We start from the raw sequence: 25,672 nt of genomic DNA, 5'->3' as shown, positions 1-25,672 counted from the left end.
GCTTCACCTTGGACGGTCATCGGCTCTCCAGCCTGTACCGCGCGCTCAGTCTGCCCGCATAATCTTTAAAGGCCAGTTAAGCGCCCTGCTTCATCTTGGCAAAAAATACTCGCGGGCGCGGCGCCGGGGGCTGGGCGAGACGTCAGCGTGTGGGCTCGGGGGTCTCACCTCGGTAGTCGTAGAAGCCGCGCCCGGCCTTGCGGCCCAGCCAGCCGGCTTCGACATATTTCGTCAGAAGCGGGCAAGGGCGGTATTTCGTGTCTGCCAGCCCGTCATGCAGCACGTTCATGATCGCGAGGCAGGTGTCGAGGCCGATGAAATCGGCCAGCTCGAGCGGGCCCATCGGATGGTTCGCGCCGAGCTTCATCGACTGGTCGATCGAGCGCACGTTGCCGACGCCTTCATAGAGCGTGTAGACCGCCTCGTTGATCATCGGCATCAGGATGCGGTTGACGATGAAGCCCGGGAAATCCTCGGCGGACGCGGCGGTCTTGCCCAGCCGCTCGACCACTTGAAGGCAGGCGTCATAGGTCTCCTTGTCGGTCGCGATGCCGCGAATGAGTTCGACGAGGCTCATCACCGGCACCGGGTTCATGAAGTGAAAGCCCATGAATTTCTCGGGCCGGTCGGTGCGGCTCGCGAGGCGCGTGATCGAGATCGAGGAGGTGTTCGAGGTCAGGATCGTCTCAGGCTTCAGATGCGGGATGAGATCCTCGAAGATTGCCTGCTTGACGGTCTCGCGCTCGGTCGCGGCCTCGATGATGAGATCGCTGCGGCCCAGATCGGTGAGACTGAGCGTGGTGTCGATGCGTGACAACGCCCCGGTCATGTCGGCCTGGCTGATCTTCTCGCGGCTGACCTGCCGCTCGAGATTGCGGCGCATGACCTCCATCGCCTTGTCGAGCGCATCCTGGCTGACATCGGTCATGAGCACTTCATAGCCCGCCAGCGCCATCACATGCGCGATGCCGTTGCCCATCTGCCCCGCGCCGACGATGCCGATTGTCTCGATGTTCATGGCCCTGCTCCGCTTGCGATGTCGGCGCACAATAGGCCCTTGGGCAGGGGGGCCGCAAGGGCCGGGGGGCGCAGGGGCGCGGCGAAAAGATTTAGTCGAATTCGCGCTTTAGCGATTCCTAAAGGCATTGGGCCGAATCTGCCGGTCGGGTGAATTGAACTGGTGGGAAAAATGGCTTTCGAAAAGCTTGGGGCGACGCCCCTCGACTACATGCCGTGCCGCTATGGCACGTCGAAACTTCTCTTTCGCGGCCCGGCGCGCGATCCGCGCGGGCGGTATGTCGCGTTTCTCGGCGGAACCGAGACCTACGGCAAATTCATAAGGCGGCCCTTCCCGGCGCTGGTGGAGGAGCGCTGCGGGCTGCCCTGCATCAATCTCGGCTGGCCCAATGCGGGGCTGGACGTGCTCTTGCACGATAGCGCGATCCTGCCCGCGGCCTCCGGCGCGGCACTGGCGGTGGTGCAGGTGCCGGGCGCGCAGAATCTCTCGAACCGCTATTTCACGGTGCATCCGCGCCGCAACGACCGCTTCGTCAAGCCATCGGTGCTGCTGCGGGCGATCTATCCCGAGGTCGATTTCACCGAGTTTCATTTCACGAGGCACATGCTCGGCCATCTGGCCGATCTCTCGCCCGAGCGGTTCGCGCCCGTCCGGCGCGAGCTGCAGCAGGCATGGCGCGCTCGGATGCGGCTGCTACTGACGCGGATCGATGCGCCGGTCCTGCTCCTTTGGCTTGCGCCGCAGGCCGCGCCGCTTCGGGCCGATCTGCCCGGGCCGGGGGCTGCGCCCGCCTTCGTCACGCGCGCGATGCTGGAGGCCCCGGGCGGCGCGTGCGTGCGGCTGGTGGAGCTGGCGTACGGCGAGGCTGCGCTCGGTGGGCGGGGCATGGCCTTCTCGCCCTTCGAGGCGCAGGCGGCCGCCGAACTGCCCGGCCCGGGCGTTCATGCGCTGGCTGCCGACGCGCTGATGCCCGCGCTTCGGGAGGCTCTCGGCGCATGAATAAGGCCCGCCTGCGGGGTGCGCGGGCGGGCCCTCTGCGGCAGTGCCCGAAAGGCTCAGCCGAGTTTCTTGGTCAGATCAGGCACGGCCTCGAAGAGATCGGCGACAAGGCCGTAATCGGCGACCTGGAAGATCGGCGCCTCTTCGTCCTTGTTGATCGCGACGATGATCTTCGAGTCCTTCATGCCGGCGAGATGCTGGATCGCGCCCGAGATGCCGACGGCGACGTAAAGATCGGGGGCCACGACCTTGCCGGTCTGGCCGACCTGCCAGTCATTCGGCGCATAGCCCGAATCGACCGCCGCGCGGCTCGCACCGACAGCGGCGCCGAGCGCATCGGCCAGCTTCTCGATCATCGCGAAATCGTCCTTGCTGCCGACACCGCGGCCGCCCGAGACGACGACGCCCGCCGAGGTCAGCTCGGGGCGGTCGGAAGCCGCGACCTTGTCCTCGACCCATTCCGAGAGGCCGGGATTGTCGGTGGCCGAAATCGTCTCGATCGGCGCGTTGCCGCCCTCTTCGGCGGCGTCGAAGGTCGAGGTGCGGAAGCTGATGACCTTCTTGCCGTCGGTGGATTTCACCGTCTGGATCGCGTTGCCGGCATAGATCGGGCGCTCGAACGTATCGGAGGACACGATGCCCGACACATCCGACAGCACCATCACGTCGAGAAGGGCCGCGACGCGCGGCAGCACGTTCTTGGCATCGGTCGTGGCGGGGGCGACGATATGCTCGTAATCGCCCGCAAGGCTCACGATCAGCGCGGCGGTCGGCTCGGCCAGGCGATGGCCCAGGGATGCGTCCTCGGCCACGAGCACCTTGGAGATGCCCTTGATCTTGGACGCCGCCTCGCCCGCAGCGGCGGCGGAGGCGCCACAGCAGAGCGCGGTCACATCACCCAGCTGCGCGGCAGCGGTCACGGCCTTGGCGGTGGCGTCCATCGCCAGTTCGCCATCGGTCACTTCGGCAAGGAGAAGAACAGCCATTACACGGCCCCCGCTTCTTTGAGTTTCGACACGAGCTCGTCCACCGAGCCCACGATTTCGCCGGCCTTGCGTGCCTCGGGCTCTTTCGTGCCGGTGACTTGCAGGCGGGGCGTGACATCGACGCCGTAATCGGCGGCGGTCTTTTCATCGAGCGGCTTTTTCTTCGCCTTCATGATGTTGGGCAGCGAGGCATAGCGCGGCTCGTTGAGGCGCAGATCGACGGTGATGATCGACGGCATCGTGACCTTGATCGTCTGAAGGCCGCCGTCCACCTCACGCGTGACGACCGCGTGATCGCCCTCGATGTCCAGCTCGGATGCGAAGGTGCCCTGGCTCCAGCCCAGCAGGGCCGAGAGCATCTGGCCGGTGGCGTTCATGTCGTTGTCGATCGCCTGTTTGCCCGCGATGACGAGGCCGGGCTTCTCTTCGTCGATGATCGCCTTGAGGATCTTGGCGACGGCCAGCGGCTCGATATCGGTGTTCACGTCTTCGGAGGCGACGACCAGGATCGCGCGGTCGGCGCCCATCGCGAGTGCGGTGCGCAGCGTTTCCTGCGCCTGCTTGACGCCGATCGATACGGCGACGACTTCCTCGGCCTTGCCGGCCTCCTTGAGACGGATCGCCTGTTCGACGGCGATCTCGTCGAACGGGTTCATCGACATCTTCACATTGGCAAGATCGACGCCGCTCCCATCCGCCTTGACGCGGACTTTCACGTTATAGTCGATCACGCGCTTGACAGGCACGATCACCTTCATTGCATGGTCTCCTTCGGATTGACTTGAGAGCCGCGCGGCGACTCCGTGACAGGCTGTTACCCGGGTGTGATATAGGTTTCATCCGGGCGAAAACAGGGCAAAACCGTCACACCATCGCTTGGCCGCGCCTTCCGGCGCTCAAGGCTGCGTTTATACGCCGGAGCTCAGGGTTCGACGCCGTGCTTTTGCGCCAGCTCGGCGAGAATGGAGCCTTCGGGCGGCGTTCCGCCGAAGCGGTTGAAGAGCCGCGCGCGCACGCGGCGGCCGTAGAAATGGATCGAGACGGTATCGTCCCGCACGCGTTTCCATGTCTTCTGCGCGTCGCGGAAGTAGTCGCGCCGATGCTCGAACGGGACGGGGTAGAGGACGTGCGGCTCAAGCGCGCGGTCGAACTCGCCGTTCGCGTGCAGGAAATGCGACAGCGCCTTCGGCCCCCACGCCCCCCATGGCATTTCCGAGACATGCATGGGATCGCCCGCCTCGGCGCGCGCGCGCATCTCGCGCTTGTGCTTGGGCATCATCCAGGGCGGGATCGCGTATTCGTCCTCGCAGAACTCGATCAGCGCGCGCAGCGTCGGAGAGCCGGAGGGCAGGGCCATCACGCCGCTCGCCACGATCTTGTCCGTCTCGCGCCCGAACATGTAGCCGTCTTTCGGCTCGAAGGGCTTGAGGCAATAAGCGTCGGTGTCGGACCACACGATACCGTCGTTCCCGGCCAGAAGATGATAGCGGAACTTGTCGGAGTGAACGGCGGGGCTGCCCGTGCGCTCGTGCACGGCGATCCCGTCGCGATGCGGCAGGATGTCGTTGGCGGAGGCCTGCTCGATTCCCTGCGGCAGGCCGCTGAGACCGCCATAGGAAAAGACCACCACCTTGTGCCCCGCATCGATGAACGAGGTCATGCAAAGCCGCTCGATGAAGCCGGGAGGCGGGCCGTCCCAGAACATGGCGATGGTGGGCAAACTCATGGGCGCGCGCTCCTTTTCGGCGGTGTCCGGCAGCCCGGACGGCGCCAGACTGCCATAGCCGCGCGCACGCCGCCAGACGCTTTAGCGGTTGGCCCCCGGCACCCAGAGCACATCGTCCTTGCCGGCGTTGTTGGCCATCCGGCCGGCGACGAAGAACCAGTCGCTGAGGCGGTTGAGATAATGGAGCGCGGCGAGGTTCACCGCCTCCTCCTCGGCGAGAACGGTCGTCAGACGCTCGGCCCGGCGGCAGGTGGTGCGGCACAGGTGCAGATGCGCGGCGAGCGCGGTGCCGCCCGGAAGGATGAAGCTGCGCAGCGGCTCCAGAATATCAGTCATCGCATCGATTTCGGCCTCGAGCCGCTCGACCTGGGCCGGGGCCATGCGCAGCGGCGGATATTCGGCCTCGGCGTCCTTTTCCATGTTCGGCGTGCAGAGATCCGCACCGAGATCGAAGAGATCGTTCTGGATGCGGGCCAGCGCCTCGTCGGTCTCGGCGGTGGCGTGAAGGCGGGCCATGCCCACGGTCGCGTTCAACTCGTCCACGGTGCCGTAGGCGGTCACGCGGGCCGAATGCTTGGCCATGCGGCTGCCATCGCCGAGCGCGGTGTCGCCCTTGTCGCCGGTGCGGGTGTAGATCTTGTTGAGAACGACCATGATCATTGGCCTCCGAATTGCTGGTGAAGGGTGACGAAGAGCAGGATCAGGGCGACCGCGCCGAACTGGGCATAGATGCGCCAGCGCATGAACTTGTTCGCGCGCTTGCCGTTCTCCGCGCCTTCCTTGCCGAACGTGCTGATGCCGAGGGCGAGGATGATGGCGACGCCGATACAGGCGGCGGCGGCGATCAGGAAGAGCGGGTCTTTGAGCATGGAAGCCTCCTCGAGCGGTTTGCCCGCCATGTAGACCGGATGCGCGACAAGGCGAAAGGGAATTTGCCCAAGAATTCGGTGCAGGCGATCGGCTCAGGCGCGCGACAGGATCCAGTCGAGCGCACGCGTGGGCAGCAGGCGCCGCGCGAGGCCCATCGCATGGGTCGGTACCGTCACCGGATAGCGCGCGCGCGGGCGGCGGGCCTCGACGGCGTGAACGAGTTTCTTGGTCACGGCGGAGGCGGGCAGCTCGAACGTGTCGGGGCCGGTATCGGCATAGAGCCGCTTTTGAAGCCCGGCGCGGTAATCCTCGACGCGGGCCGCGTTCTGCCAGTCGATCCAGCGCTCGAAATGGGGAATGGAGTTCTGACGGATCCGTGAGGTGACGGGCCCCGGCTCGATCAGGCAGACGTGGATGCCGGTGCCGCGCAGCTCGATCCGCATCGTGTCGGTCAGGCCCTCGACCGCGAATTTGGTCGAATTGTAGGCGCCGCGCCAAGGCAGCGTCACGAGGCCGAGGACCGAGGAATTCTGCACGATCCGGCCCGCGCCCTGCGCGCGCATGACAGGAATCACGCGGCGCGTCAGATCGTGCCAGCCGAAAAGATTGGTCTCGAAAATCTCGCGCAACGCGCCGGTGGGCAGATCCTCGACAAGACCGGGGCAGGCATAGGCGCCGTTGTTGAAAAGCGCGTCGAGCCGACCTTGCGTGGCGTCCAGCACCTCGGCAAGACCGCTCTCGATGCTGGCCTCGTCGGCATAGTCGATGCGCGGGCTGTCGAAGCCCTCGGCGCGGAGCCGGTCGCAATCCTCCTGTTTCCGGCAGGAAGCGAAGACGTGCCAGCCGCGTGCGCGCATCCCGTGGGCCGCGTCATATCCGATGCCGGACGAGCAGCCGGTGATGAGAATTCTGCGCTTGGCGCCACTGCTGTCTTGGGTCAAATCAATTGGCCGCCGTCACGAGCCAATCGGCCATCCAACCGGTCTGGCCCGTCTCGATGTCGCGCAGCTCCACCCAAGCGCCCTGGCGGCCCAGAACCTCGACACTGGTGCCGCGCGTGAGCTGATCGACGCGCCCGTATTCGGTGCCGGGACCGCTGCGCATGTTGGCGACGTCACCGGCGACTTCGCGGATATCGGCGCTGCCGCGCGTGGAGACCACGGCATTCTCGATCGGCACGTCCTGCACATCGGAGACGAGCGTCTCGGCGTTGAAGCTGCCGATGCTCTCGATCCCGCCTTGCGGCGCGGCGTCGCCGCCGCTCAGGGGCCGCGTGACCGACGCGAGTGTGATCCCGAAGCCGCCGAGCTGGTCCTGCGAGATGCCCGAAAGACCCGCGAAAACGACCGGCTCCTGACGCTCGGCGCCCCGCATTTCGGTGCGCGCCGTGCGCTTGGGGGCGGGCTCGTCCACGCCGTCCATCCGCGGCTTCGGGGCTGGCGCGTCGTCCGCCGCGGCCAAAGCGACAGGTGCATCGAGATCCAGCGGGGGTGCGAAGAGCGGCTTGCCGGCCATCGCGACCTGCAAGGAATTGGACGCGGGCGCGTAGTCGGAGCCGCCGCTGGCCTCGTAGAAGGCAAGGCCGAGAAAGCCGAAGCTGACCAAGATGAAACGCCACATGACTTGCAACCCCCATTGCAATTTACGGTGCATGCCCGGAGGCGGCGGACCGCCGATCCCGGAAAGCCGAAGGGCTCTGCACCAAACGGTCGGCAGGCAGCCGCCGACGCGAATTTCGGCACTTTACACGATTCGCCCCGGCGCCAGAACGTCAAAAGACCTCATCGGCGCGCGAGAGGCGCTTTACGTGCAAACGCGCCACGGCTATCACCGCGCTCATGAGCGATGACATCAAAGAACCTGGCGCACCCGGCGGCGATCTGCCCCCGGCCGCGGACCCGCAACCCTCCGAGCCGCTGCGCCGCGCCATCGGCGATAGGTATCTGACCTATGCGCTCAGCACGATCATGCACCGTGCGCTGCCGGACGCGCGTGACGGGCTCAAGCCCGTGCATCGCCGGATCCTCTATGCAATGCGCGAGCTGCGTCTGAGTTCCACAGGGGGCTTCCGGAAGTCCGCCAAGATTTCGGGCGACGTGATGGGCAACTATCACCCGCATGGCGATGCCGCGATCTATGACGCGATGGCCCGCCTCGCGCAGGATTTCGCGGTGCGCTATCCGCTGGTCGACGGGCAGGGCAATTTCGGCAATATCGACGGGGACAACCCTGCCGCAGCGCGTTACACCGAGGCGCGCATGACCGCCGCCGCCGAGGCGCTCCTCGAGGGGCTGGGCGAGAATGCGGTCGACTTCCGCGACAATTACGACGGCACCCTGACCGAGCCGGTCGTGCTGCCGGCGAGCTTTCCGAACCTTCTGGCCAACGGCTCCTCGGGGATCGCCGTGGGCATGGCGACGAATATCCCGCCCCACAACATCGCCGAGCTGATCGACGCCTGCCTTCATCTCATCAAGGTGCCGGACGCGCGCGACGACACGCTGCTGAACTACGTGCCCGGCCCCGATTTTCCGACCGGTGGCGTCATCGTAGAGCCGCCCGAGAGCATCGCGCAGGCCTATCGCACCGGGCGCGGCAGCTTTCGGCTGCGCTGCAAATGGGAGATCGAGGATCTGGGCCGCGGCCAATGGCAGATCGTGATCACCGAAATCCCCTACCAGGTGCCGAAATCGCGCCTGATCGAGAAGATCGCCGAGATCATTCAGCTCAAGAAGATCCCGATCCTCGCCGATGTGCGCGACGAGAGCGCCGACGACGTGCGCATCATCCTCGAGCCGCGCAGCAAGAATGTCGCGCCCGAGGTGTTGATGGGCATGATGTATCGCAACTCGGATCTCGAGGTGCGGTTTTCGCTCAACATGAACGTGCTGATCGACGGCGTCACACCCAAGGTGTGCTCTATGAAGGAGGTGCTGCGCGCCTTCCTCGATTTCCGGCGCGAGGTGCTCCAGCGCCGCTCGCTGCACCGGATGGAGAAGATCGACCACCGGCTCGAGGTGCTGGAGGGCCTGATCGTCGCCTTCCTCAATCTCGACCGCGTGATCGACATCATCCGGTATGACGACGCGCCCAAGGCGGCGCTGATGCGCGAGGATTGGGGCCGCGAGTTCATCCGCGCGACAAGCGAGGCCGATTACGTCTCGCCGCCCGAGACGGGCGAAGACGGGCTGAGCGATCTTCAGGCCGAATCGATCCTCAACATGCGCCTGCGCAGCCTGCGCCGTCTCGAAGAGATCGAGCTGCTGAACGAGCAGAGCGCCCTCATGGAGGAGCGCGCGGGCCTCGAAGACCTGCTCGAGCGGCCCGAGCTGCAATGGGACGCGATCACCGACCAATTGCGCGAGGTCAAGAAAACCTTCGGCAAGACCTACGAGGGCGGAGCACGCCGCACCCAGTTCGCCGAGGCGGGCGAGGTCGAGGACGTGCCGCTCGAGGCGATGATCGAGCGCGAGCCGATCACGGTCGTGTGCAGCCAGATGGGCTGGATCCGCGCCATGACCGGGCATATCGACCTGACGCGCGAGCTGAAGTTCAAGGATGGCGACGGGCCGCGTTTCCTCTTCCACGCCGAGACGACGGACCGGCTGCTGGTCTTCGGTAGCAACGGGCGCTTCTACACCGTGCCCGCCGCGAGCCTGCCCGGCGGGCGCGGCATGGGCGAGCCCCTGCGCCTGATGGTCGATCTGCCGAACGAGGCGGAGATCGTGGATATCCTGATCCACCAGCCGGGGCGCAAGCTGCTGCTCGCCTCGTCGGCGGGCGACGGGTTCGTCGTGCCGGAGGAGGAGGTCGTGGCGCAGACGCGCAGCGGCAAGCAGGTGCTGAACGTGCGCGCGCCGGCCCGTGCGATGCTGTCGAAGCCCGTCGTCGGCGATCATGTCGCCGTGGTGGGCGAAAACCGTAAAGTGTTGATTTTTCCATTGTCTGAACTTCCGGAAATGGGGAAAGGCAAGGGCGTTCGGTTGCAAAAGTACAAGGATGGCGGGCTGAGCGATGCCACCACCTTCAGCCTCGAAAGCGGTCTGAGCTGGCGCGATCCGGCTGGACGCACACGCACGGAGACGGCGCTGGACGAGTGGATGGCGAAACGCGCGGGATCGGGCCGCATGGCGCCGCGCGGCTTCCCGCGCGACAACAAGTTCAACTGATCGCGCTTTGCCGGCGGCCGGCAGCGGCGGCTGGACAGCCGCGCGCGGCCTGTGATACTGCGCCCGTCCGCGCGGGCGGATCGGCCAAGGCGAAAAGGCGGCGAGATGACGGGTGAGCCGGGCAGACTGGCGGGGGAATACCATGGCACCGCGGCGCCGCTCTTCTGGCTCGCGGTGCGCACCGCGATGCTTACCGCGCTGACGCTGGGGATCTACCGCTTCTGGGCCAAGACGCGCATCCGGCGCCATATCTGGTCCTGCGTCGCCGCCGATGGGGATGCGTTCGAGTATACCGGCACCGGGCTCGAGAAATTTCTGGGCTTTCTGGCGGCCCTCGTGGTGCTCGCGATCTATCTGGGCGCCGTGCAGATGATCCTCTTCTATTTCGGTCTCACGCTTTTCGGGGCCGCCGAGACACCGGCGCAGGCCTTCGCGCAGTTCGGCGCGCTCGGCGCGACGACGCTGGCGGTGCTGCCGCTCATCTTTTTCGCGCAATATCGCGCGCGGCGCTATCAGATGGCCCGCACGCGGTGGCGCGGTGTGCGCTTCGGGGTGCTGCCGGGCGCCTGGGGCTATGTCTGGCGCGCGATGGGCCATTGGACGGTGACGCTGCTCAGCCTTGGCCTTCTGTGGCCGCGCATGACCTTCCATCTCGAGAAATACAAGGCGGACCGCAGCTGGTTTGGCGATGCGGCCTTCCATCAGGGCGGCCGCTGGCAGGAGCTTTACCCGGCGATGAAGCATCTCTTCATCGGAGGCGGGCTGGTGGCGCTGGGCGTGATCTTCGGGACGCTCGAGATCTATGTCATGGCCGGTCTCTGGGCCGCGCTGGGCGCGGTCTGGATGATCGTGGGGCTGCTCAGCTACCGCGTGAACAGTTTCGCCTATCTCGCGCGCCACCTCACGCTCAAGGATGCCGAGATCGGCTTCGACGCCGCGCCCGAGACATGGAGCATCCTGTGGCAGATCGTGGGCGGCACGCTGCTCGTCTCCATGGGCACGGGCCTCGCCTTCGCGCTGCTCGGCCTCGTGCCCGCCGCGCTGGCCTTCAGCGAGACGGTGCCGCTGCGCGCGCTCATCGTACCGACGGTGCTGGCCTATCTTCTGGCGATGGCGATTTCCTCGGCGCTCTACCTCATCTGCGTGGCGCAGCCGGTGCTGCGTCATGTCACGACGCGGTGCAGCCTCAGCGGCGCGGGCGCGCTGGGCGGCATTCGCCAGCGCGGCGCGGATGGCGACACCGATGCCGAAGGGTTCGCCGACGCGCTCGATATCGGAGGGGCGTTCTGATGCTACCGGTGCCCGCGCGCTTTTATGACGGGACCTCCGCCGCCCGGCGCGATCTGCGCGTCATGCTCTCCGAAGACGGGCGCGCGCTCACGCTTCTGGGCGGGGCGGGCGGCGGGCATGAAGACTGGCCGCTGGCCCGGCTACGCGCGCTGCCGGGCCAGCGCGTGTCGGGGCAGATCGTGCTGACGCTGCACCAGCCCGAGAACACGCGCGACGCCATGCCGCTCTCGCCCAAGCGCCTCGTGATCCGCGATGCCGAGATGATCGCAGCGCTCAAGGCCCGCTGCCCCCGGCTCATGCGGCGCGAGCGCAGGCCGCGCGCGACCGCGCGGCTCGTCAAGCGCGTGGGGCTCGCGGTCGCCGCTGTGGCCGTGATGCTCTTCGTGATCCTGCCGCGCATGGCCGACACGCTGGCCGGTCTTCTGCCCGTCGAGCGCGAGATCGCCTTCGGGCGCGCGGTGGTCGGGCAGATCGAGATGGCGCTGGGCGCAGCCGACATGGGCGCGCTCGATTGCGAGGCGCCCGAGGGGCGCGCGGCGCTCGAGCGCATGACTGCGCGCCTGAGCGAGGGTGCGGACCTCGCCTATGAGCTTGAAGTCAAGGTGCTGGATCACGAGATGGTCAACGCCTTCGCCGCGCCCGGCGGGCATGTGGTGCTGATGCGCGGCCTTCTCGACGAGGCGAGCGGGCCCGATGCCGTCGCGGCCGTGCTGGCCCACGAGATAGGGCATGTCGAGGCGCGCGACGCGACGCGCCTCGCGCTGCGCGCGGCAGGCTCGGCAGGGCTCTTGTCGATGGTGATGGGCGATGTGACGGGCGGGGCCGCGGCGGTGTTTCTCGGCGAGCAGGTCCTGCAGGCGAGCTACACGCGCGAGGCCGAAGCGGCGGCGGATCTCTTCGCGCTCGATCTTCTGGACAATGCGGGCGTCAGCAGCCGGGGCATGGCCGAATTCTTCGATCAGATCGCCGCGATGGAAAGCCCGGTGCGCGATGCGCTGCCGGGGTATCTCGCGTCGCACCCGGTGAGCACGGAGCGCGCCGAACGGGCCGAGCGCTTCGCGCAAAGCCAGGGCGAGACCACCCCGATCCTGACGGATGCGGAGTGGCGCGCGCTTCGCGCCATTTGCGAGTGACGCGGGCGCGTCACTGCTCGAGCGTGTTGCCCTGCTTGATGATCCCGGTCCCGGCGCTCTCGCCGTTCTGGAACCACTCGAGCTGATCGCCGTCGATTTGCGCCTCATAACAGCCGAAATCGGTGCCGGGATAGCAGACGCCCTCGTCGGTGATCTCGTATGTGCCGCCGCCGGTCGCGTCGAGATAGGTGCCGTCCTCGGCGAAATAGCTGGCATACCCGCCGCCACCCATATCGCCCATGAAGGTGTTCCCGACCAGCGCCTCGCGCAGCTCTTCGGGGCTCGATGCGGCGAACGCGGCGCCGCTTGTCAGTGCCAGTGCGCTCGCGGCCAGCGCCGCCCGGATCGTCGTCGTGATGGTCATTCGGCTCACTCCTTGGGTGTCTCCAAACCCGACTAGATAGAGCGGCGGCCTTCGTTGCAATGGAGTTGAGCGGCGCCGGAGGGGGCCTGCGCGTGAAACCGCCGCCCGTCAGGCCGGCTCGGCGGTGAGCCACACGCCGCCCTCGGGGCGGAGCGTCAGGATCATGACCGGCGATGGATCGCGCCCGGTGACCGGCGTGAAGCGGAACCGGCCGAGCAGCGTGGCGAGAATGATGACCGCCTCTTGGAGCGCGAAGCTCGCGCCGATGCAGATGCGCGGCCCGTCCCCGAAGGGCAAATAGCTGTAGCGCTCGATCTCCTTGCGCGTCTCGAAACGCTCGGGGCGGAACGCGTCGGGATCGTCCCAGAGCTGGTGATGGCGGTGGAGCGCGTAGATCGGAATGATGACCGTATCGCCCGCATGGATCTTGCGCCCGCAGAGCGTGTCATCCGCGCGCGCGCTCCGCGAGACCATCGCGGCGGGCGGATAGAGGCGCAGCGCCTCGTCCGCGATCATGCGGATATAGGTCAGATCGGCCACATGCGCGCCCGTCACCGGACCCTCGCCGCAGACGCGCCGCACCTCCTCGCGCGCCTTGTCCTGCACGCGTGGATCGAAGGCGCAGAGATAGAGCGACCACGCGAGCGTGAGCGCCGTCGTCTCGTGCCCCGCGACGATGAACGTCAGCAGGTTGTCGCGTAGCTCGGCGGTGTTCATGCGGCGCTTCGTTTCGGGATCCTCGCCCTCGAGCAGCAGATCGAGCAGGTCCGGCACGCCTTCGGGGCCGCGCGCACGGCGCGCCTCGACCGCATCGTCGGCCACTCGCTTCATGTCGCGCATCGCACTGCCCGAGATGACCCGCGCGGGGCGCGGCACCCAATCCGGCAGGCCGAGAATGTCGAAAAGCGAGATTTTGCCTGCCTCAGCGATATAGGCGTCGATCGCGTGATGCACGCCCGCGCTGTCGAAGCTGCCATCGCCCGAGAAGGTGACATCGGCGATCACGTCGAACGTGGTGCGCACCATGTCGGCGGCGACGTCCACGGCGCGGGGGCCCGCCTCGGCGATACGCCCGGCGCTGCGCTCCGCCGCCGCCGTCATGATGGGCGCGAGGTTCATCACGTTGCGATGCGAGAAGACGGGCGCCGCCGCGCGGCGCTGCCAGCGCCATTCGGCGCCCTCGGCGATGAACATGCTCTGGCCGATGGCGGGGCGCAGCAGGTTCTTGGTGACGAGAGACTTGGGATAATTCGCCTCGTTCTCGAGCAGCACGCGGCGCAGCGCGCCGGGGTCCATCACCATGTGCCAGCGCTTGCCCGTGCGCCCGGACACCATCGGCTGGCGCGTCGCGATATCGGGGATGATGCTCAGCACGTTCCGCCGCGCGGCCTTGAGACTGCCGAGAATGCCGATCGGCTCGGTGACGAGCGGCACGCGGACGGGCAGGGCGGGAAGCGGGGCGGCGGGGTGTGTCATGATCTGCAACCTAGCGGTCCCCGCGCGCCCGGCAATCGCGCGGGGGCGCATTTCGTTGCGCAGCGGGGGCGTCTGCGGTATCGCAGCGCGAAGACGTTTTTCTTTCGCCTGCCGAGGACCGCCGCCCATGCACCGCATCATCGCCCTTGTCTGTCTCGTGATCTCGGTCGCCGCCTGCACCAATCCGAACGATCTGGACGAGGCTCCGGCGCCGCTGGGCGATTTCGCGCTGGGACATAATGTCGTCGTGACGCCCAACATCACCAAGGGTCCGGCCTCGCGCGATGCCTCGGACGAGGAGTGGATCGCGGCGATGACATCCGCGATCGACGAGCGGTTCAGCCGCTACGAGGGCGACAAGCTCTATCATATCGGCATCTCGATCGAGGGCTACGTCCTCGCCGTTCCCGGCGTGCCGCTGGTCGCCTCGCCGAAATCGGCGCTCATCCTCAATGCGACGGTGTGGGACGATGCTGCCGGCAAAAAGCTCAATGAAAAGCCCGAGCAGATCACGGTGATCGAATCCTTCTCGGGCGAGACGATGCTCGGCTCCGGGCTGACGCAGTCCAAGGAAGACCAGATGCGCAATCTGAGCCGCAATGCGGCCAAGCTGATCCAGAACTGGATGGTGCGCCAGAAATATCAGGAAGACTGGTTCGGCGGCACCGAGGCGGACCGGCGGCTGCGCGCCGAGGCCCGCGCGGAGGCCAAGGCCGCCAAGGCGGCATCCGAGGCCGCCGAGGCCGATGCGGAACTACCCGAGGAGGGCTGACACCGCGCGCCATCCGCGCCGATGGGATTTCCGCCCCGTCAGCGCGATTGATGGCTTGATTCCCGTGCGGCGCTCGCGTAATCCGTCGCTCGGACATAGGGGTATAGCTCAGCTGGTAGAGCGACGGTCTCCAAAACCGTAGGTCGCGGGTTCGAACCCTGCTGCCCCTGCCACCATCCTTGAAATCACCTGAACAGAATCGCCGGGCGTCTTGCGGGCCGGTGTTTTCGTGTCTGCGGGCCGAAAAGCTATCCAAAGTGCGTTTTCGCGCTCCGAAGATGCCCTTCGTGCTTTTTCGACATGATTTGAACACGCTTGCCACATTTTTGCCAGAATTGCGCCCTAGACAGGGCCAATTCGGGTCTCCGCGCAGCTACTTTGCGGGTCCGGATTCGCGTGGGGGCGCGAAGTATAGGGTCATGCTGCCATGGCATATTCCGATGATTTGACGACACCGCATGTACCGATTCATGCGATAAGGCCGGGTCTGCGCCTCAAGCCGCTGCAATCGCACGGCACGAAGCTGACCGATGAAGAGATCGACCATGTGATCGCGCGTACGCTCGCCGAGGATCGCAAATACGCGGCGCGCGACTCGCTGCCGCCGATCGCCTCTCAGGAAGAGTTGAGCGGCCATGCCGGGCGGCAGGCGCGCCGCGCTGCGCGCGAGCGCGAGGCCGCCGAGGCGCGTCTGGGCGAGACGCGGGCGCGCTACGGCGCCGAGCCGCAGACCGCGCCGCAGCCGGTCGAGGATCTGCGCGCCGCCGCCCGTTTCAGGCTGCCGGCGCTGCCGACCGTGCCCGCCATTCCCCGCCGCGCCCGCCAGGCGCTCGCCGCGCTCGGCGTCCTCGCGGTGATCTGGTTCCGGCCCTTCGAGGTGTTTCTCGCCCTCTGCATCGCGCTGACGCTCTGCCTTGCCGGCGTTCTCGCGCTCAGCAGCGACACGGTGTCGAACGCGCTCGTGCGCGTCTATCGCTGGCGCCATGCGCGCAGCCCCGCCCGGGCCGAGCGGATGCGCCGCCGGCTCGACGCGCTGGCGATGCGCATCGACAATGTGCTCGACGCGTTGCCCGAGCGCTGGACGACGGGCCTCTACATGGCCGATTTCAGCCGCGAGGCGCTGGGCGTCGATCACGACCGGGACGCCGCCGATCCTTTCGACCGGCTGCGCGATGAGGCCGCGCGCGGCTGACCTCCCGCGGGGCCGATCTGCATCACGGCGGCGCGTCTTTGCCGGATGCGCCGCTATGCGCACTTGAATTCGGCGGCCCTGCCGAGTATGCCCCGCCGCAACACCCGCGCATCCCTGCGCGGGCCGACCCAGCAAAAGAAGGCAGCGCATGGCACGCACCAATCCGCTTCAGTTTGTTCAGCAGGTTCGCGCAGAGGTCGCCAAGGTCGTCTGGCCGACGCGCCGCGAAGTGCTGCTGACCACGGTGATGGTCTTCATCATGGCCGCGCTCACCGCGGTCTTCTTCGCGCTCGTCGATCTGGGCATCCGCAGCGGGCTCGAGGGCATTTTCACGCTCGTCGGGTAAGGCGGCGCCGCAGCTGCGCCGCGCGGGTGGGTGCAATTCGGCCAAGGCCCCTTGAATCCACGCCGCAGGCCGGGTAATTGCCACCACAATTCTGCAATGTGGCGCGCGGCGATTCGAGCCCCGCGCCGATTTTGTTTTGAAAACGTCCGACGCCTCGGCTCCGTGCCGGGTGGGGACAGCAAGGTAATTCCGGCCCACGCGCCGGACGAGACGGAGACAGGCTCAGCATGGCAAAGCGGTGGTATTCGGTGAGCGTTCTGTCGAATTTCGAGAAGAAGATCGCCGAGCAGATCAGAACGTCCATCGTCGAGAACAATCTCGAGGACGATATCGACGAGGTGCTGGTCCCGACCGAAGAAGTGATCGAGGTGCGCCGCGGCAAGAAGGTGACGGCCGAGCGCCGCTTCATGCCTGGTTACGTGCTGGTCCACATGGAGATGTCCGACAAGGGCTATCACATGATCAACTCGATCAACCGCGTCACGGGCTTTCTGGGCCCGCAGGGCCGCCCGATGCCGATGCGCGACGCCGAGGTTCAGGCGATCCTCGGCCGCGTCCAGGAAGGCGAGGAAAGCCCGCGCACGCTGATCCACTTCGAGATCGGCGAGAAGGTCAAGGTTAATGACGGCCCGTTCGAGGGCTTCGACGGATCGGTCGAGAATGTCGACGAAGAGCATCAGCGCCTGAAGGTGTCGGTCTCGATCTTCGGCCGGGAAACCCCGGTCGAGCTGGAATTCACGCAAGTCACCAAGCAATAGGGCTTGCGCGATGCGGTGCCTGCCAAGGCGCCGCCGCCCGGAGCGATCCGGGCTTCATGTGGGAGGCGAGGGGGCCGCGGCACCCGGACCGGACCACACAACCCGAGTGGTTCGCGGGCGCGCCCCGAACCTGTTGAAATGGAAGGAGAGGCCTCATGGCCAAGAAACTCGCCGGGAAGATGAAGCTGCAGGTGAAAGCCGGGCAAGCCAATCCCAGCCCGCCCGTCGGCCCCGCACTGGGTCAGCGCGGCATCAACATCATGGAATTCTGCAAGGCGTTCAACGCCAAGACGCAGGACATGGAGCCGGGCGCACCGTGCCCGACCGTGATCACCTACTACCAGGACAAGTCCTTCGAGATGGAAATCAAGACGCCGCCGGCGTCCTACTATCTCAAGAAGGCGGCCAAGCTGTCGTCGGGCGGCAAGACCCCCGGCCGCGAAACTGCAGGCTCGGTCACCGTCAAGCAGGTGCGCGAGATCGCGGAAGCCAAGTGGAAAGACCTGAACGCAAACGACGTCGAAGCCGCGATGAAGATCATCGTGGGCAGCGCACGCTCCATGGGCATCGAGGTGAAGTAAGATGGCGAAACTTGGAAAACGCACCCGCGCCGCTCGTGAGGCATTCGCCGGCAAGACCGATCTGACCGTCGAGGACGCCGTCAAGCTGGTCAAGGCCAATGCCACCGCGAAATTCGACGAGACCATCGAGATCGCGATGAACCTCGGCGTCGATCCGCGCCACGCCGACCAGATGGTCCGCGGCGTCGTCGGCCTGCCCAACGGCACCGGCAAGGACGTCCGCGTTGCCGTCTTCGCCCGCGGCGCCAAGGCCGAGGAGGCCGAGAAGGCCGGGGCCGACATCGTCGGTGCCGAAGACCTGATGGAGACCGTGCAGAGCGGCAAGATCGATTTCGATCGCTGCATCGCCACGCCCGACATGATGCCCATCGTGGGCCGTCTGGGCAAGGTCCTGGGTCCGCGCAACCTGATGCCGAACCCCAAGATCGGCACCGTGACGATGGACGTCGCCCAAGCTGTCAAGGACGCCAAGGGCGGCCAGGTGCAGTTCAAGGCCGAGAAGGCCGGCGTCATCCATGCCGGCGTCGGCAAGGCGTCCTTCGATCAGGCGAAACTGGTCGAGAACGTCCGCGCCTTCATCAGCGCCGTGCAGAAGGCCAAACCGGCCGGTGCCAAGGGCTCCTACATGAAGCGCATCTCGCTGACCTCGACCATGGGTCCGGGCGTCACCATCGACGTGGCCGACGCCGCGACCGAGTGATTTCGGCCTCTGTCCGATAGCGAAGTTCATTGCCAGGCCCCCTCGCGGGGCCTGGCGCGTTTTCGGGGGTGGGCCGCGCCGCCCGGCGAAAAACGTTGATTACTGCGGCGCGCCCGGTATGCTGCCCCGAGAACATTGCACGTCAGATGCAAGTTATTGGAGCAGAGCATGCAAGCAGCAGTCACCCGCCTTTCGGCAGGGCCGCCTTCCGTTGACGATATCCATGCGCTCGCCGCGGCGGAGCTGAAATAGCCGACGCCGGGTTTCGATGCGGCCTCCCATCTTTCAACGCTCAAGACCCTGATCGTCGGCGAGCGGAGCGCGGCCGAGCTCGAGGCGATGATCATGCTTCAAGTCGCCGGGCGCATCCGGCCCGCGCGCACCCGCATCTTCATGAACTCCCTGCGCGCGCAGCGCATCGCGGAAGGTAACGAGGCGGCGTTCGACGCATTCGAGGCGATGCTTCTCGAAAGCCTGGGCGCCTAGGTGCTGCTGGGGCATTCCTATCTGCCCGATGCGTTCAAGACCGCGGATCATGAGGCCGTGTGGAGCCAGGTCGGCGACGCCATCGCGTCGCTCGAAGCCTTCTCGCCGCATGTTTTCCTGAATTCCGGGACGCTTCTGGGCGCGGTGCGGGACGGCAAGCTGATCGATCATGACGACGATGTCGATCTCGCTGTCCTGATCGACGCGCAGAACGAGGAAGAGGCGGGGCGCGTCTGGCGGCGCATGTGCGAGGAGATGGCGGCGCAGGGGATGCTGGACAGCTCGAAGGAGCGCGACATGGCGCAGGTTCAGCTCAAGACGGGCGGGCAGACCACGATCGACGTCTTTCCGGGTTGGATCGACCGGGGCAGGGTCTATGTCTACCCGCATACCTACGGCACGCTCGACGAGGCCGATCTTCTGCCGCTCGGCACCTGCAGGATCACCGGGCTCAAGATCCCCGCGCATCCCGAAAAGATGCTGGCCGTGAATTACGGGGACGGCTGGCAAAAGCCCGATCCTTAATTCGTTTTTCCGTGGAAGCAGCGCAAGAAGCGCTTCAACCGGTTCCTGAGGGCCTGCGGGCTGGGGTTGAAATGATCCGCCGAGCCGCGCCCGGCAAGGGCCCTCGCACCGTGCTGACCTACGGCACGTTCGATCTTTTCCATGCGGGTCACGTCCGGCTCCTGTCGCGGTTGGCCGAGCTGGGCGACCGGCTCGTCGTCGGATGCTCGACCGACGCGTTCAACTCGAGCAAGGGCAAGCTCTGCGTCATGTCCTTCGATGCGCGTGTCGAGATCCTCGAGGCCTGCCGCCATGTCGATCTGGTGATCCCCGAGGAATGCTGGGAGCAAAAGCGCACCGATATCGTCGAGCACGGGGCGGACATCTTCGCGATGGGCAGCGACTGGACGGGCAAGTTCGACGATCTGTCGGACCTGTGCGAGGTCGTCTATCTGCCCCGAACCGAGAACATCTCGACCACCGAGATCAAGCAGCTCATGCTGGAGCGGGGACGCGCGGGCACCGCCGCGCGTGCCGCGCCCCGGCAGATGGCCGCCGGGCGCAGCCGGCGCGGCTGAAATTTGCAGAAATTCTGGCCGCGGGGGTTGGCATTCGCGCGGCAGTCCTCTAAAGGCTCACGCAGCAGGGCAGGCGCGGGATTCGTCCCATGCCTGTTTTGCGTTTCGTCCAAGACGGTGGGTGGGCTTTTGCCCTTAATATCCTGCCCGAGGCGGGAATTGAGATTTTCAGCCGAACATCTGCTTCGGATGCTGTATCGATGCCCCGTTTACAGGACCAAATGCCAGGCAGTCCTGCCTGGCTGAACTGAGCCGGGGGACTTCCCCCAAATTTGGAGTGAAACTGTGGATAGAGCCCAGAAAGAGAAAGTGGTCGACGAGCTCGGCCAGATCTTCGAAAGCTCTGGCGTCGTGGTGGTATCCCACTACACCGGTCTTACAGTTGCGGAAATGCAGGATCTGAGGGCGCGCGCACGCGCGGCCGACGCATCCGTTCGCGTTGCCAAGAACAGGCTCGCCAAGATCGCCCTGGACGGCAAGCCCTGCGCATCCATCGCAGGCTACCTGACGGGCATGACCGTTCTGACCTATTCCGAGGATCCCGTGGCGGCCGCCAAGGTGTCCGAGGACTTCGCCAAGGGGAACCCCAAGTTCCAGATCCTCGGCGGTGCAATGGGTGAGACGGCCCTTGACCGTTCCGGCGTCGAAGCCGTGTCGAAAATGCCCTCGCGCGACGAGCTCATCGCTCAGATCGCAAGCTGCATCGGCGCACCCGCTTCGAACATCGCCGGCGCGATTGGCGCACCTGCTTCGAACATCGCGAGCATCCTTTCGACTATCGAGGAAAAGGCCGAAGCGGCCTGACGCAACTTGTCATCCGGCTGGGGCCGAGGCCCTGGCGTTGGAACACATCTTAAAACGGAAAGCATGATAAAATGGCTGATCTGAAGAAACTGGCAGAAGAGATCGTTGGTCTGACCCTGCTCGAAGCACAAGAACTGAAAACCATCCTGAAGGACGAGTACGGCATCGAGCCCGCAGCAGGCGGCGCAGTGATGATGGCCGGTCCCGCAGGTGGCGACGCCGGCGGCGCTGCTGAAGAGCAGACCGAATTCGACGTCATCCTGAAGTCGGCAGGCGCCTCCAAGATCAACGTGATCAAGGAAGTCCGCGCGATCACCGGTCTTGGCCTGAAAGAAGCCAAGGACCTGGTCGAAGCCGGTGGCAAGGCCGTCAAGGAGCAGGTCTCCAAGGACGAAGCCAACGACATCAAGGCAAAGCTCGAAGCCGCTGGTGCGGAAATCGAACTGAAGTAATCGCAGGGGCATGGGCCGGTGCCTCGGCGCGCCGCCCGACCCCTTTGATCGAGGCTGGACCCGGAAATTCCGGGTCCAGCCGAACCTGTCTTGGACAGGCCCTCATGCGGAAGCGCGCCGCCGGTTCACGATACCGGCACCGTGCGTTGCGACGCGAGGCGGGGGGCCTATCTCAGGCGAGGTTCGTGCGATCGGGAGGCCGTCACTCGGGACGATGGCCATGAATGGATCGCACCCCCGCTCTCTCTGATGGCCGCGCGGCTGGGGCCCGACAGCCCGCGCGACCCGTTGAGAAATGAAAGGTGACCAGACACATGGCTCAATCCTACCTTGGCCAGAAGCGTTTGCGTAAATACTTCGGTAAAATCCGCGAAGTCCTCGAAATGCCGAACCTCATCGAGGTTCAGAAATCCTCGTATGACCTCTTCCTGCGCTCGGGCGATCAGCCCCAGCCGATGGACGGCGAAGGCATCAAGGGCGTGTTCCAGTCCGTCTTCCCGATCTCGGATTTCAACGAGACGAGCGTGATCGAGTTCGTCAGCTACGATCTGGAAAAGCCGAAATACGACGTCGAAGAATGCATGCAGCGCGACATGACCTACAGCGCGCCGCTGAAGGTGACGCTGCGCCTCATCGTGTTCGATATCGACGAAGACACGGGCGCCAAGTCGGTCAAGGACATCAAGGAACAGGACGTGTTCATGGGCGACATGCCCCTGATGACGCCCAACGGCACCTTCGTGGTCAACGGCACCGAGCGGGTCATCGTCAGCCAGATGCACCGCAGCCCCGGCGTGTTCTTCGATCACGACAAGGGCAAGACGCACAGCTCGGGCAAGCTGCTCTTCGCCTGCCGGATCATCCCCTATCGCGGCTCGTGGCTCGATTTCGAGTTCGACGCCAAGGACATCGTCTTCGCGCGCATCGACCGTCGCCGCAAGCTGCCGGTCACGACGCTGCTCTATGCGCTGGGTCTCGACCAGGAAGGCATCATGGATGCCTATTACGACACGCTCCAGTTCAAGCTGAAGAAAAAGGGCAAGGAGAACGGCGGCTGGGTCACCAAGTTCTTCCCCGAACGCGTGCGCGGCACCCGTCCGACCTATGATCTGGTCGACGCGGCCACCGGCGAAGTGATCGCGGAGGCCGGCAAGAAGGTCACCCCGCGCGCGGTCAAGAAGCTGATCGACGAGGGCAACGTCAAGGAGCTGCTGGTTCCTTTCGAGCATATCGTGGGCAAGTTCGCGGCCAAGGACATCATCAACGAGGAAACCGGCGCGATCTATGTCGAGGCGGGCGACGAGCTGACGCTCGAGCGCGACAAGGACGGCGAGATCACGGGCGGCACGCTTCAGGATCTGCTGAATGCCGGGATCACCGAGATCCCCGTTCTCGACATCGACAACATCAATGTCGGCCCCTACATCCGCAACACGATGGCCGCCGACAAGAACATGAGCCGCGAGACCGCGCTCATGGATATCTACCGCGTGATGCGCCCGGGCGAGCCGCCCACCGAGGAGGCCGCGTCGGCCCTTTTCGACACGCTCTTCTTCGACAGCGAGCGCTATGACCTTTCGGCCGTGGGCCGCGTGAAGATGAACATGCGCCTCGATCTCGAGAAGCCGGACACCCAGCGCACGCTGGACCGCGAGGATATCGTGGCCTGCATCCGCGCGCTGGTCGAGCTGCGCGACGGCAAGGGCGATATCGACGACATCGACCATCTCGGCAACCGCCGAGTGCGCTCGGTCGGCGAGCTGATGGAGAACCAGTACCGCGTCGGCCTGCTGCGCATGGAGCGCGCCATCAAGGAGCGCATGTCCTCGGTCGAGATCGACACGGTCATGCCGCAGGATCTCATCAACGCCAAGCCGGCAGCCGCCGCCGTGCGCGAGTTCTTCGGCTCGTCGCAGCTGTCGCAGTTCATGGACCAGACCAACCCGCTCTCGGAAGTGACGCACAAGCGCCGTCTTTCGGCGCTCGGGCCGGGCGGCCTGACGCGCGAGCGCGCGGGCTTCGAGGTGCGCGACGTGCACCCGACGCATTACGGCCGCATGTGCCCCATCGAGACGCCGGAAGGCCCGAATATCGGCCTGATCAACTCGCTCGCCACCTTCGCGCGGGTGAACAAGTACGGCTTCATCGAAACGCCCTACCGCAAGGTGAAGGACGGCCAGGTCACGGACGAAGTGCAGTACATGTCCGCGACCGAGGAGATGCGCCACACCGTCGCGCAGGCGAACGCCAATCTCGACGAGAACGGCCGCTTCGTGAACGATCTGGTCAGCACGCGTCAGGCCGGCGACTACATGCTCGCGCCGAACGAGCAGGTCGATCTGATCGACGTCTCGCCCAAGCAGCTGGTTTCGGTCGCGGCATCGCTCATTCCCTTCCTCGAGAACGACGACGCCAACCGCGCGCTGATGGGCTCGAACATGATGCGGCAGGCCCTGCCGCTCATCAAGGCCGAGGCGCCGCTGGTCGGCACCGGGATCGAGGGCGTCGTGGCCCGCGACTCGGGCGCCGCGATCATGGCGAAGCGCGCGGGCGTCATCGACCAGGTCGATGCGCAGCGTATCGTCGTGCGCGCCACCGAGGATATGGAGCCGGGCGATCCGGGCGTCGACATCTACCGTCTGCGCAAGTTCCAGCGCTCGAACCAGAACAGCTGCATCAACCAGCGTCCGCTGGTGAAGGTGGGCGATACCGTGGGCAAGGGCGAAGTCATCGCCGACGGCCCGGCGACCGACATGGGCGAGCTGGCCGTGGGCCGGAACGTCATCGTCGCCTTCATGCCCTGGAACGGCTACAACTACGAGGACTCGATCCTCATCTCCGAGCGCATCAGCCGTGACGACGTCTTCACCTCGATCCACATCGAGGAATTCGAAGTCGCCGCGCGCGACACGAAACTGGGGCCAGAAGAGATCACCCGCGACATTCCCAACGTGGGTGAAGAGGCGCTGCGCAACCTCGACGAGGCGGGCATCGTCTATATCGGCGCCGACGTGGAGCCGGGCGACATTCTCGTGGGCAAGATCACGCCCAAGGGCGAAAGCCCGATGACGCCCGAGGAAAAACTGCTGCGCGCGATCTTCGGCGAGAAGGCGAGCGACGTGCGCGATACGTCCCTGCGCGTCAAGCCGGGCGATTTCGGCACGGTCGTCGAGGTGCGCGTCTTCAACCGCCACGGCGTGGAGAAGGACGAGCGCGCGCTTCAGATCGAGCGCGAAGAGGTCGAGCGTCTGGCGCGCGACCGTGACGACGAGCTGGCGATCCTCGATCGCAACATCTACGCCCGTCTGCACGACATGATCCTTGGCAAGACCGCCGTCAAAGGCCCCAAGGGCGTCAAGTCGAATTCGGAGATCACCGAGGAGTTGCTGTCGTCCCTGACCAAGGGCCAGTGGTGGCAGCTTGCGCTCAAGGAAGAGGCCGACGCGCAGATCATGGAGGCGCTCAACGCGCAATACGAGGCGCAGAAACGCGCCCTCGATGCGCGCTTCGAGGACAAGGTCGAGAAGGTCCGCCGCGGCGACGATCTGCCCCCGGGCGTGATGAAGATGGTCAAGGTCTTCATCGCCGTGAAGCGCAAGCTTCAGCCGGGTGACAAGATGGCCGGCCGTCACGGCAACAAGGGTGTCATCTCCAAGGTGGTCCCGATGGAGGACATGCCGTTCCTCGCGGACGGCACGCCGGTCGATTTCTGCCTCAACCCGCTGGGCGTTCCCAGCCGGATGAACGTGGGCCAGATCCTCGAGACGCATATGGGCTGGGCCTCGCGCGGCTTCGGCATCAAGATCGACGAGGCGCTGCAAAGCTACCGCCGCGACGGCGATCTGACGCCGGTCAAGGAGGCGATGCATCTCGCCTATGGCGACGAGGTCTTTGCCGAAGGCATCGAAGGCATGGACGAGCACCAGCTGATCGAGGCGGCGGGCAACGTGACGAACGGTGTTCCGATCGCGACTCCGGTCTTCGACGGCGCGAAGGAGCATGACGTCAACGACGCGCTGAGCCGTGCAGGCTTCGACACGTCGGGCCAGTCGATCCTCTTCGACGGCCGCACGGGCGAGCAGTTCGCGCGTCCCGTCACCGTGGGCGTCAAGTACCTGCTCAAGCTGCATCACCTTGTCGACGACAAGATCCACGCACGCTCGACCGGCCCCTACAGCCTCGTCACGCAGCAGCCGCTGGGCGGCAAGGCGCAGTTCGGCGGTCAGCGCTTCGGTGAGATGGAGGTCTGGGCGCTCGAAGCCTACGGCGCCGCCTACACCCTGCAGGAGATGCTGACGGTCAAGTCCGACGACGTGGCAGGCCGGACCAAGGTCTACGAGTCGATCGTCAAAGGTGAAGACAGCTTCGAGGCCGGCGTGCCGGAATCGTTCAACGTGCTGGTCAAGGAGGTCCGGGGTCTGGGCCTCAACATGGAACTCCTGGATTCGGAGGGGGAAGAGTAAGCGCA

Annotated in this window: 26 protein-coding genes and 1 tRNA gene; 17 read left to right on the top strand and 10 right to left on the bottom strand. The window is 65.8% G+C overall.

From position 1 onward, the window contains the following. Nucleotides 1-142: 142 nt before the first annotated feature. On the bottom strand, nucleotides 143-1,018 hold the full coding sequence (locus ACGRVM_RS07790) for a 3-hydroxybutyryl-CoA dehydrogenase (protein WP_377171162.1): 876 nt from the start codon (nucleotides 1,016-1,018) through the stop codon (nucleotides 143-145). A gap of 171 nt (nucleotides 1,019-1,189) precedes the next feature. On the opposite strand from ACGRVM_RS07790, the gene ACGRVM_RS07785 reads away from it, so the two are divergent. Next, on the top strand, nucleotides 1,190-2,017 hold the full coding sequence (locus ACGRVM_RS07785; protein ID WP_377171164.1) for a DUF6473 family protein: 828 nt from the start codon (nucleotides 1,190-1,192) through the stop codon (nucleotides 2,015-2,017). A gap of 56 nt (nucleotides 2,018-2,073) precedes the next feature. Here ACGRVM_RS07785 and ACGRVM_RS07780 read toward each other — a convergent pair whose 3' ends face one another. From ACGRVM_RS07780 to ACGRVM_RS07750, 7 genes are all read right to left on the bottom strand, one after another. Next, a complete protein-coding gene (locus ACGRVM_RS07780) occupies nucleotides 2,074-3,003 on the bottom strand; it encodes an electron transfer flavoprotein subunit alpha/FixB family protein (RefSeq protein WP_377171166.1) in 930 nt (309 codons plus the stop codon). Continuing rightward, entirely contained in the window at nucleotides 3,003-3,761 is a 759-nt protein-coding gene (locus tag ACGRVM_RS07775) for an electron transfer flavoprotein subunit beta/FixA family protein (RefSeq protein ID WP_377171169.1), read from the bottom strand. The genes ACGRVM_RS07780 and ACGRVM_RS07775 overlap by 1 nt, the downstream gene beginning before the upstream one ends. A gap of 164 nt (nucleotides 3,762-3,925) precedes the next feature. Next, the gene (locus ACGRVM_RS07770) at nucleotides 3,926-4,729 is read right to left on the bottom strand and encodes a hypothetical protein (RefSeq protein ID WP_377171171.1); all 804 of its coding nucleotides are present in this window, start codon (nucleotides 4,727-4,729) and stop codon (nucleotides 3,926-3,928) included. An 81-nt stretch (nucleotides 4,730-4,810) separates the two neighbouring features. Next, entirely contained in the window at nucleotides 4,811-5,383 is a 573-nt protein-coding gene (locus ACGRVM_RS07765; RefSeq protein WP_377171173.1) for a cob(I)yrinic acid a,c-diamide adenosyltransferase, read from the bottom strand. Between the two features lie 2 nt (nucleotides 5,384-5,385). Next, nucleotides 5,386-5,598, bottom strand: a complete 213-nt coding sequence (locus ACGRVM_RS07760; RefSeq protein ID WP_377171175.1) for a twin transmembrane helix small protein — start codon at nucleotides 5,596-5,598, stop codon at nucleotides 5,386-5,388. Between the two features lie 93 nt (nucleotides 5,599-5,691). Further along, nucleotides 5,692-6,540 carry an SDR family NAD(P)-dependent oxidoreductase gene (locus ACGRVM_RS07755; protein WP_377171177.1) on the bottom strand — a complete coding sequence of 283 codons (849 nt, stop codon included), beginning with the start codon at nucleotides 6,538-6,540 and terminating at the stop codon, nucleotides 5,692-5,694. Between the two features lies 1 nt (nucleotide 6,541). Continuing rightward, nucleotides 6,542-7,219 (bottom strand): SH3 domain-containing protein, encoded by a 678-nt coding sequence (locus ACGRVM_RS07750; RefSeq protein WP_377171179.1) that lies wholly within the window; start codon nucleotides 7,217-7,219, stop codon nucleotides 6,542-6,544. Nucleotides 7,220-7,437: 218 nt separating this feature from the next. Between ACGRVM_RS07750 and parC the strand changes: the two genes are divergently transcribed. From parC to ACGRVM_RS07735, 3 genes are all read left to right on the top strand, one after another. Continuing rightward, on the top strand, nucleotides 7,438-9,768 hold the full coding sequence (gene parC / locus ACGRVM_RS07745) for a DNA topoisomerase IV subunit A (protein WP_377171181.1): 2,331 nt from the start codon (nucleotides 7,438-7,440) through the stop codon (nucleotides 9,766-9,768). A gap of 105 nt (nucleotides 9,769-9,873) precedes the next feature. Next, nucleotides 9,874-11,058, top strand: a complete 1,185-nt coding sequence (locus ACGRVM_RS07740; RefSeq protein WP_377171183.1) for a DUF898 family protein — start codon at nucleotides 9,874-9,876, stop codon at nucleotides 11,056-11,058. After that, complete coding sequence (locus tag ACGRVM_RS07735) at nucleotides 11,058-12,191, top strand: M48 family metallopeptidase (protein ID WP_377171185.1); 1,134 nt, start codon at nucleotides 11,058-11,060, stop codon at nucleotides 12,189-12,191. Before ACGRVM_RS07740 ends, ACGRVM_RS07735 begins: the two co-directional genes overlap by 1 nt. Before the next feature lie 10 nt (nucleotides 12,192-12,201). On the opposite strand, the gene ACGRVM_RS07730 is transcribed toward ACGRVM_RS07735, so the two are convergent. Both ACGRVM_RS07730 and ACGRVM_RS07725 read right to left on the bottom strand, forming a co-directional pair. Beyond that, the gene (locus ACGRVM_RS07730; RefSeq protein WP_377171187.1) at nucleotides 12,202-12,555 is read right to left on the bottom strand and encodes a hypothetical protein; all 354 of its coding nucleotides are present in this window, start codon (nucleotides 12,553-12,555) and stop codon (nucleotides 12,202-12,204) included. 108 nt (nucleotides 12,556-12,663) lie between these two features. Next, a complete protein-coding gene (locus tag ACGRVM_RS07725; protein ID WP_377171189.1) occupies nucleotides 12,664-14,031 on the bottom strand; it encodes a cytochrome P450 in 1,368 nt (455 codons plus the stop codon). Nucleotides 14,032-14,158: 127 nt separating this feature from the next. Here ACGRVM_RS07725 and ACGRVM_RS07720 point away from each other — a divergent pair, with 127 nt between their 5' ends. The 13 genes from ACGRVM_RS07720 (at nucleotide 14,159) to rpoB (ending at nucleotide 25,667) form a co-directional block, all read left to right on the top strand. Next, entirely contained in the window at nucleotides 14,159-14,803 is a 645-nt protein-coding gene (locus ACGRVM_RS07720; RefSeq protein ID WP_377171192.1) for a hypothetical protein, read from the top strand. A 97-nt stretch (nucleotides 14,804-14,900) separates the two neighbouring features. After that, nucleotides 14,901-14,976, top strand: a tRNA-Trp gene (locus ACGRVM_RS07715). A gap of 254 nt (nucleotides 14,977-15,230) precedes the next feature. After that, on the top strand, nucleotides 15,231-15,995 hold the full coding sequence (locus ACGRVM_RS07710) for a hypothetical protein (RefSeq protein ID WP_377171194.1): 765 nt from the start codon (nucleotides 15,231-15,233) through the stop codon (nucleotides 15,993-15,995). 148 nt (nucleotides 15,996-16,143) lie between these two features. After that, nucleotides 16,144-16,341 (top strand): preprotein translocase subunit SecE, encoded by a 198-nt coding sequence (gene secE, locus ACGRVM_RS07705; protein WP_377171196.1) that lies wholly within the window; start codon nucleotides 16,144-16,146, stop codon nucleotides 16,339-16,341. A gap of 227 nt (nucleotides 16,342-16,568) precedes the next feature. Then, entirely contained in the window at nucleotides 16,569-17,099 is a 531-nt protein-coding gene (gene nusG / locus ACGRVM_RS07700; protein WP_377171198.1) for a transcription termination/antitermination protein NusG, read from the top strand. Nucleotides 17,100-17,254: 155 nt separating this feature from the next. Beyond that, the gene (rplK, locus tag ACGRVM_RS07695) at nucleotides 17,255-17,680 is read left to right on the top strand and encodes a 50S ribosomal protein L11 (protein WP_377171200.1); all 426 of its coding nucleotides are present in this window, start codon (nucleotides 17,255-17,257) and stop codon (nucleotides 17,678-17,680) included. A 1-nt stretch (nucleotide 17,681) separates the two neighbouring features. Further along, nucleotides 17,682-18,380, top strand: a complete 699-nt coding sequence (gene rplA, locus ACGRVM_RS07690; RefSeq protein ID WP_377171203.1) for a 50S ribosomal protein L1 — start codon at nucleotides 17,682-17,684, stop codon at nucleotides 18,378-18,380. Nucleotides 18,381-18,725: 345 nt separating this feature from the next. Further along, on the top strand, nucleotides 18,726-18,866 hold the full coding sequence (locus ACGRVM_RS07685; protein ID WP_377171205.1) for a hypothetical protein: 141 nt from the start codon (nucleotides 18,726-18,728) through the stop codon (nucleotides 18,864-18,866). Next, nucleotides 18,867-19,391, top strand: a complete 525-nt coding sequence (locus ACGRVM_RS07680) for a LicD family protein (protein WP_377171207.1) — start codon at nucleotides 18,867-18,869, stop codon at nucleotides 19,389-19,391. Between the two features lie 71 nt (nucleotides 19,392-19,462). Beyond that, nucleotides 19,463-19,948, top strand: a complete 486-nt coding sequence (locus ACGRVM_RS07675; RefSeq protein WP_377171209.1) for an adenylyltransferase/cytidyltransferase family protein — start codon at nucleotides 19,463-19,465, stop codon at nucleotides 19,946-19,948. 285 nt (nucleotides 19,949-20,233) lie between these two features. Continuing rightward, nucleotides 20,234-20,752 carry a 50S ribosomal protein L10 gene (gene rplJ / locus ACGRVM_RS07670; protein WP_377171211.1) on the top strand — a complete coding sequence of 173 codons (519 nt, stop codon included), beginning with the start codon at nucleotides 20,234-20,236 and terminating at the stop codon, nucleotides 20,750-20,752. A gap of 71 nt (nucleotides 20,753-20,823) precedes the next feature. Beyond that, complete coding sequence (gene rplL, locus ACGRVM_RS07665) at nucleotides 20,824-21,204, top strand: 50S ribosomal protein L7/L12 (protein ID WP_377171214.1); 381 nt, start codon at nucleotides 20,824-20,826, stop codon at nucleotides 21,202-21,204. A gap of 314 nt (nucleotides 21,205-21,518) precedes the next feature. Beyond that, on the top strand, nucleotides 21,519-25,667 hold the full coding sequence (rpoB, locus tag ACGRVM_RS07660) for a DNA-directed RNA polymerase subunit beta (RefSeq protein ID WP_377171216.1): 4,149 nt from the start codon (nucleotides 21,519-21,521) through the stop codon (nucleotides 25,665-25,667). The last annotated feature ends 5 nt before the right edge of the window (nucleotides 25,668-25,672 follow it).

It is taken from the genome of Roseovarius aquimarinus (assembly GCF_043661195.1).
Lineage (GTDB): Bacteria > Pseudomonadota > Alphaproteobacteria > Rhodobacterales > Rhodobacteraceae > Roseovarius > Roseovarius aquimarinus.
The sequence above is the reverse complement of the archived record's forward strand: the minus strand, read 5'-3'. Positions and strand labels throughout refer to the sequence as shown.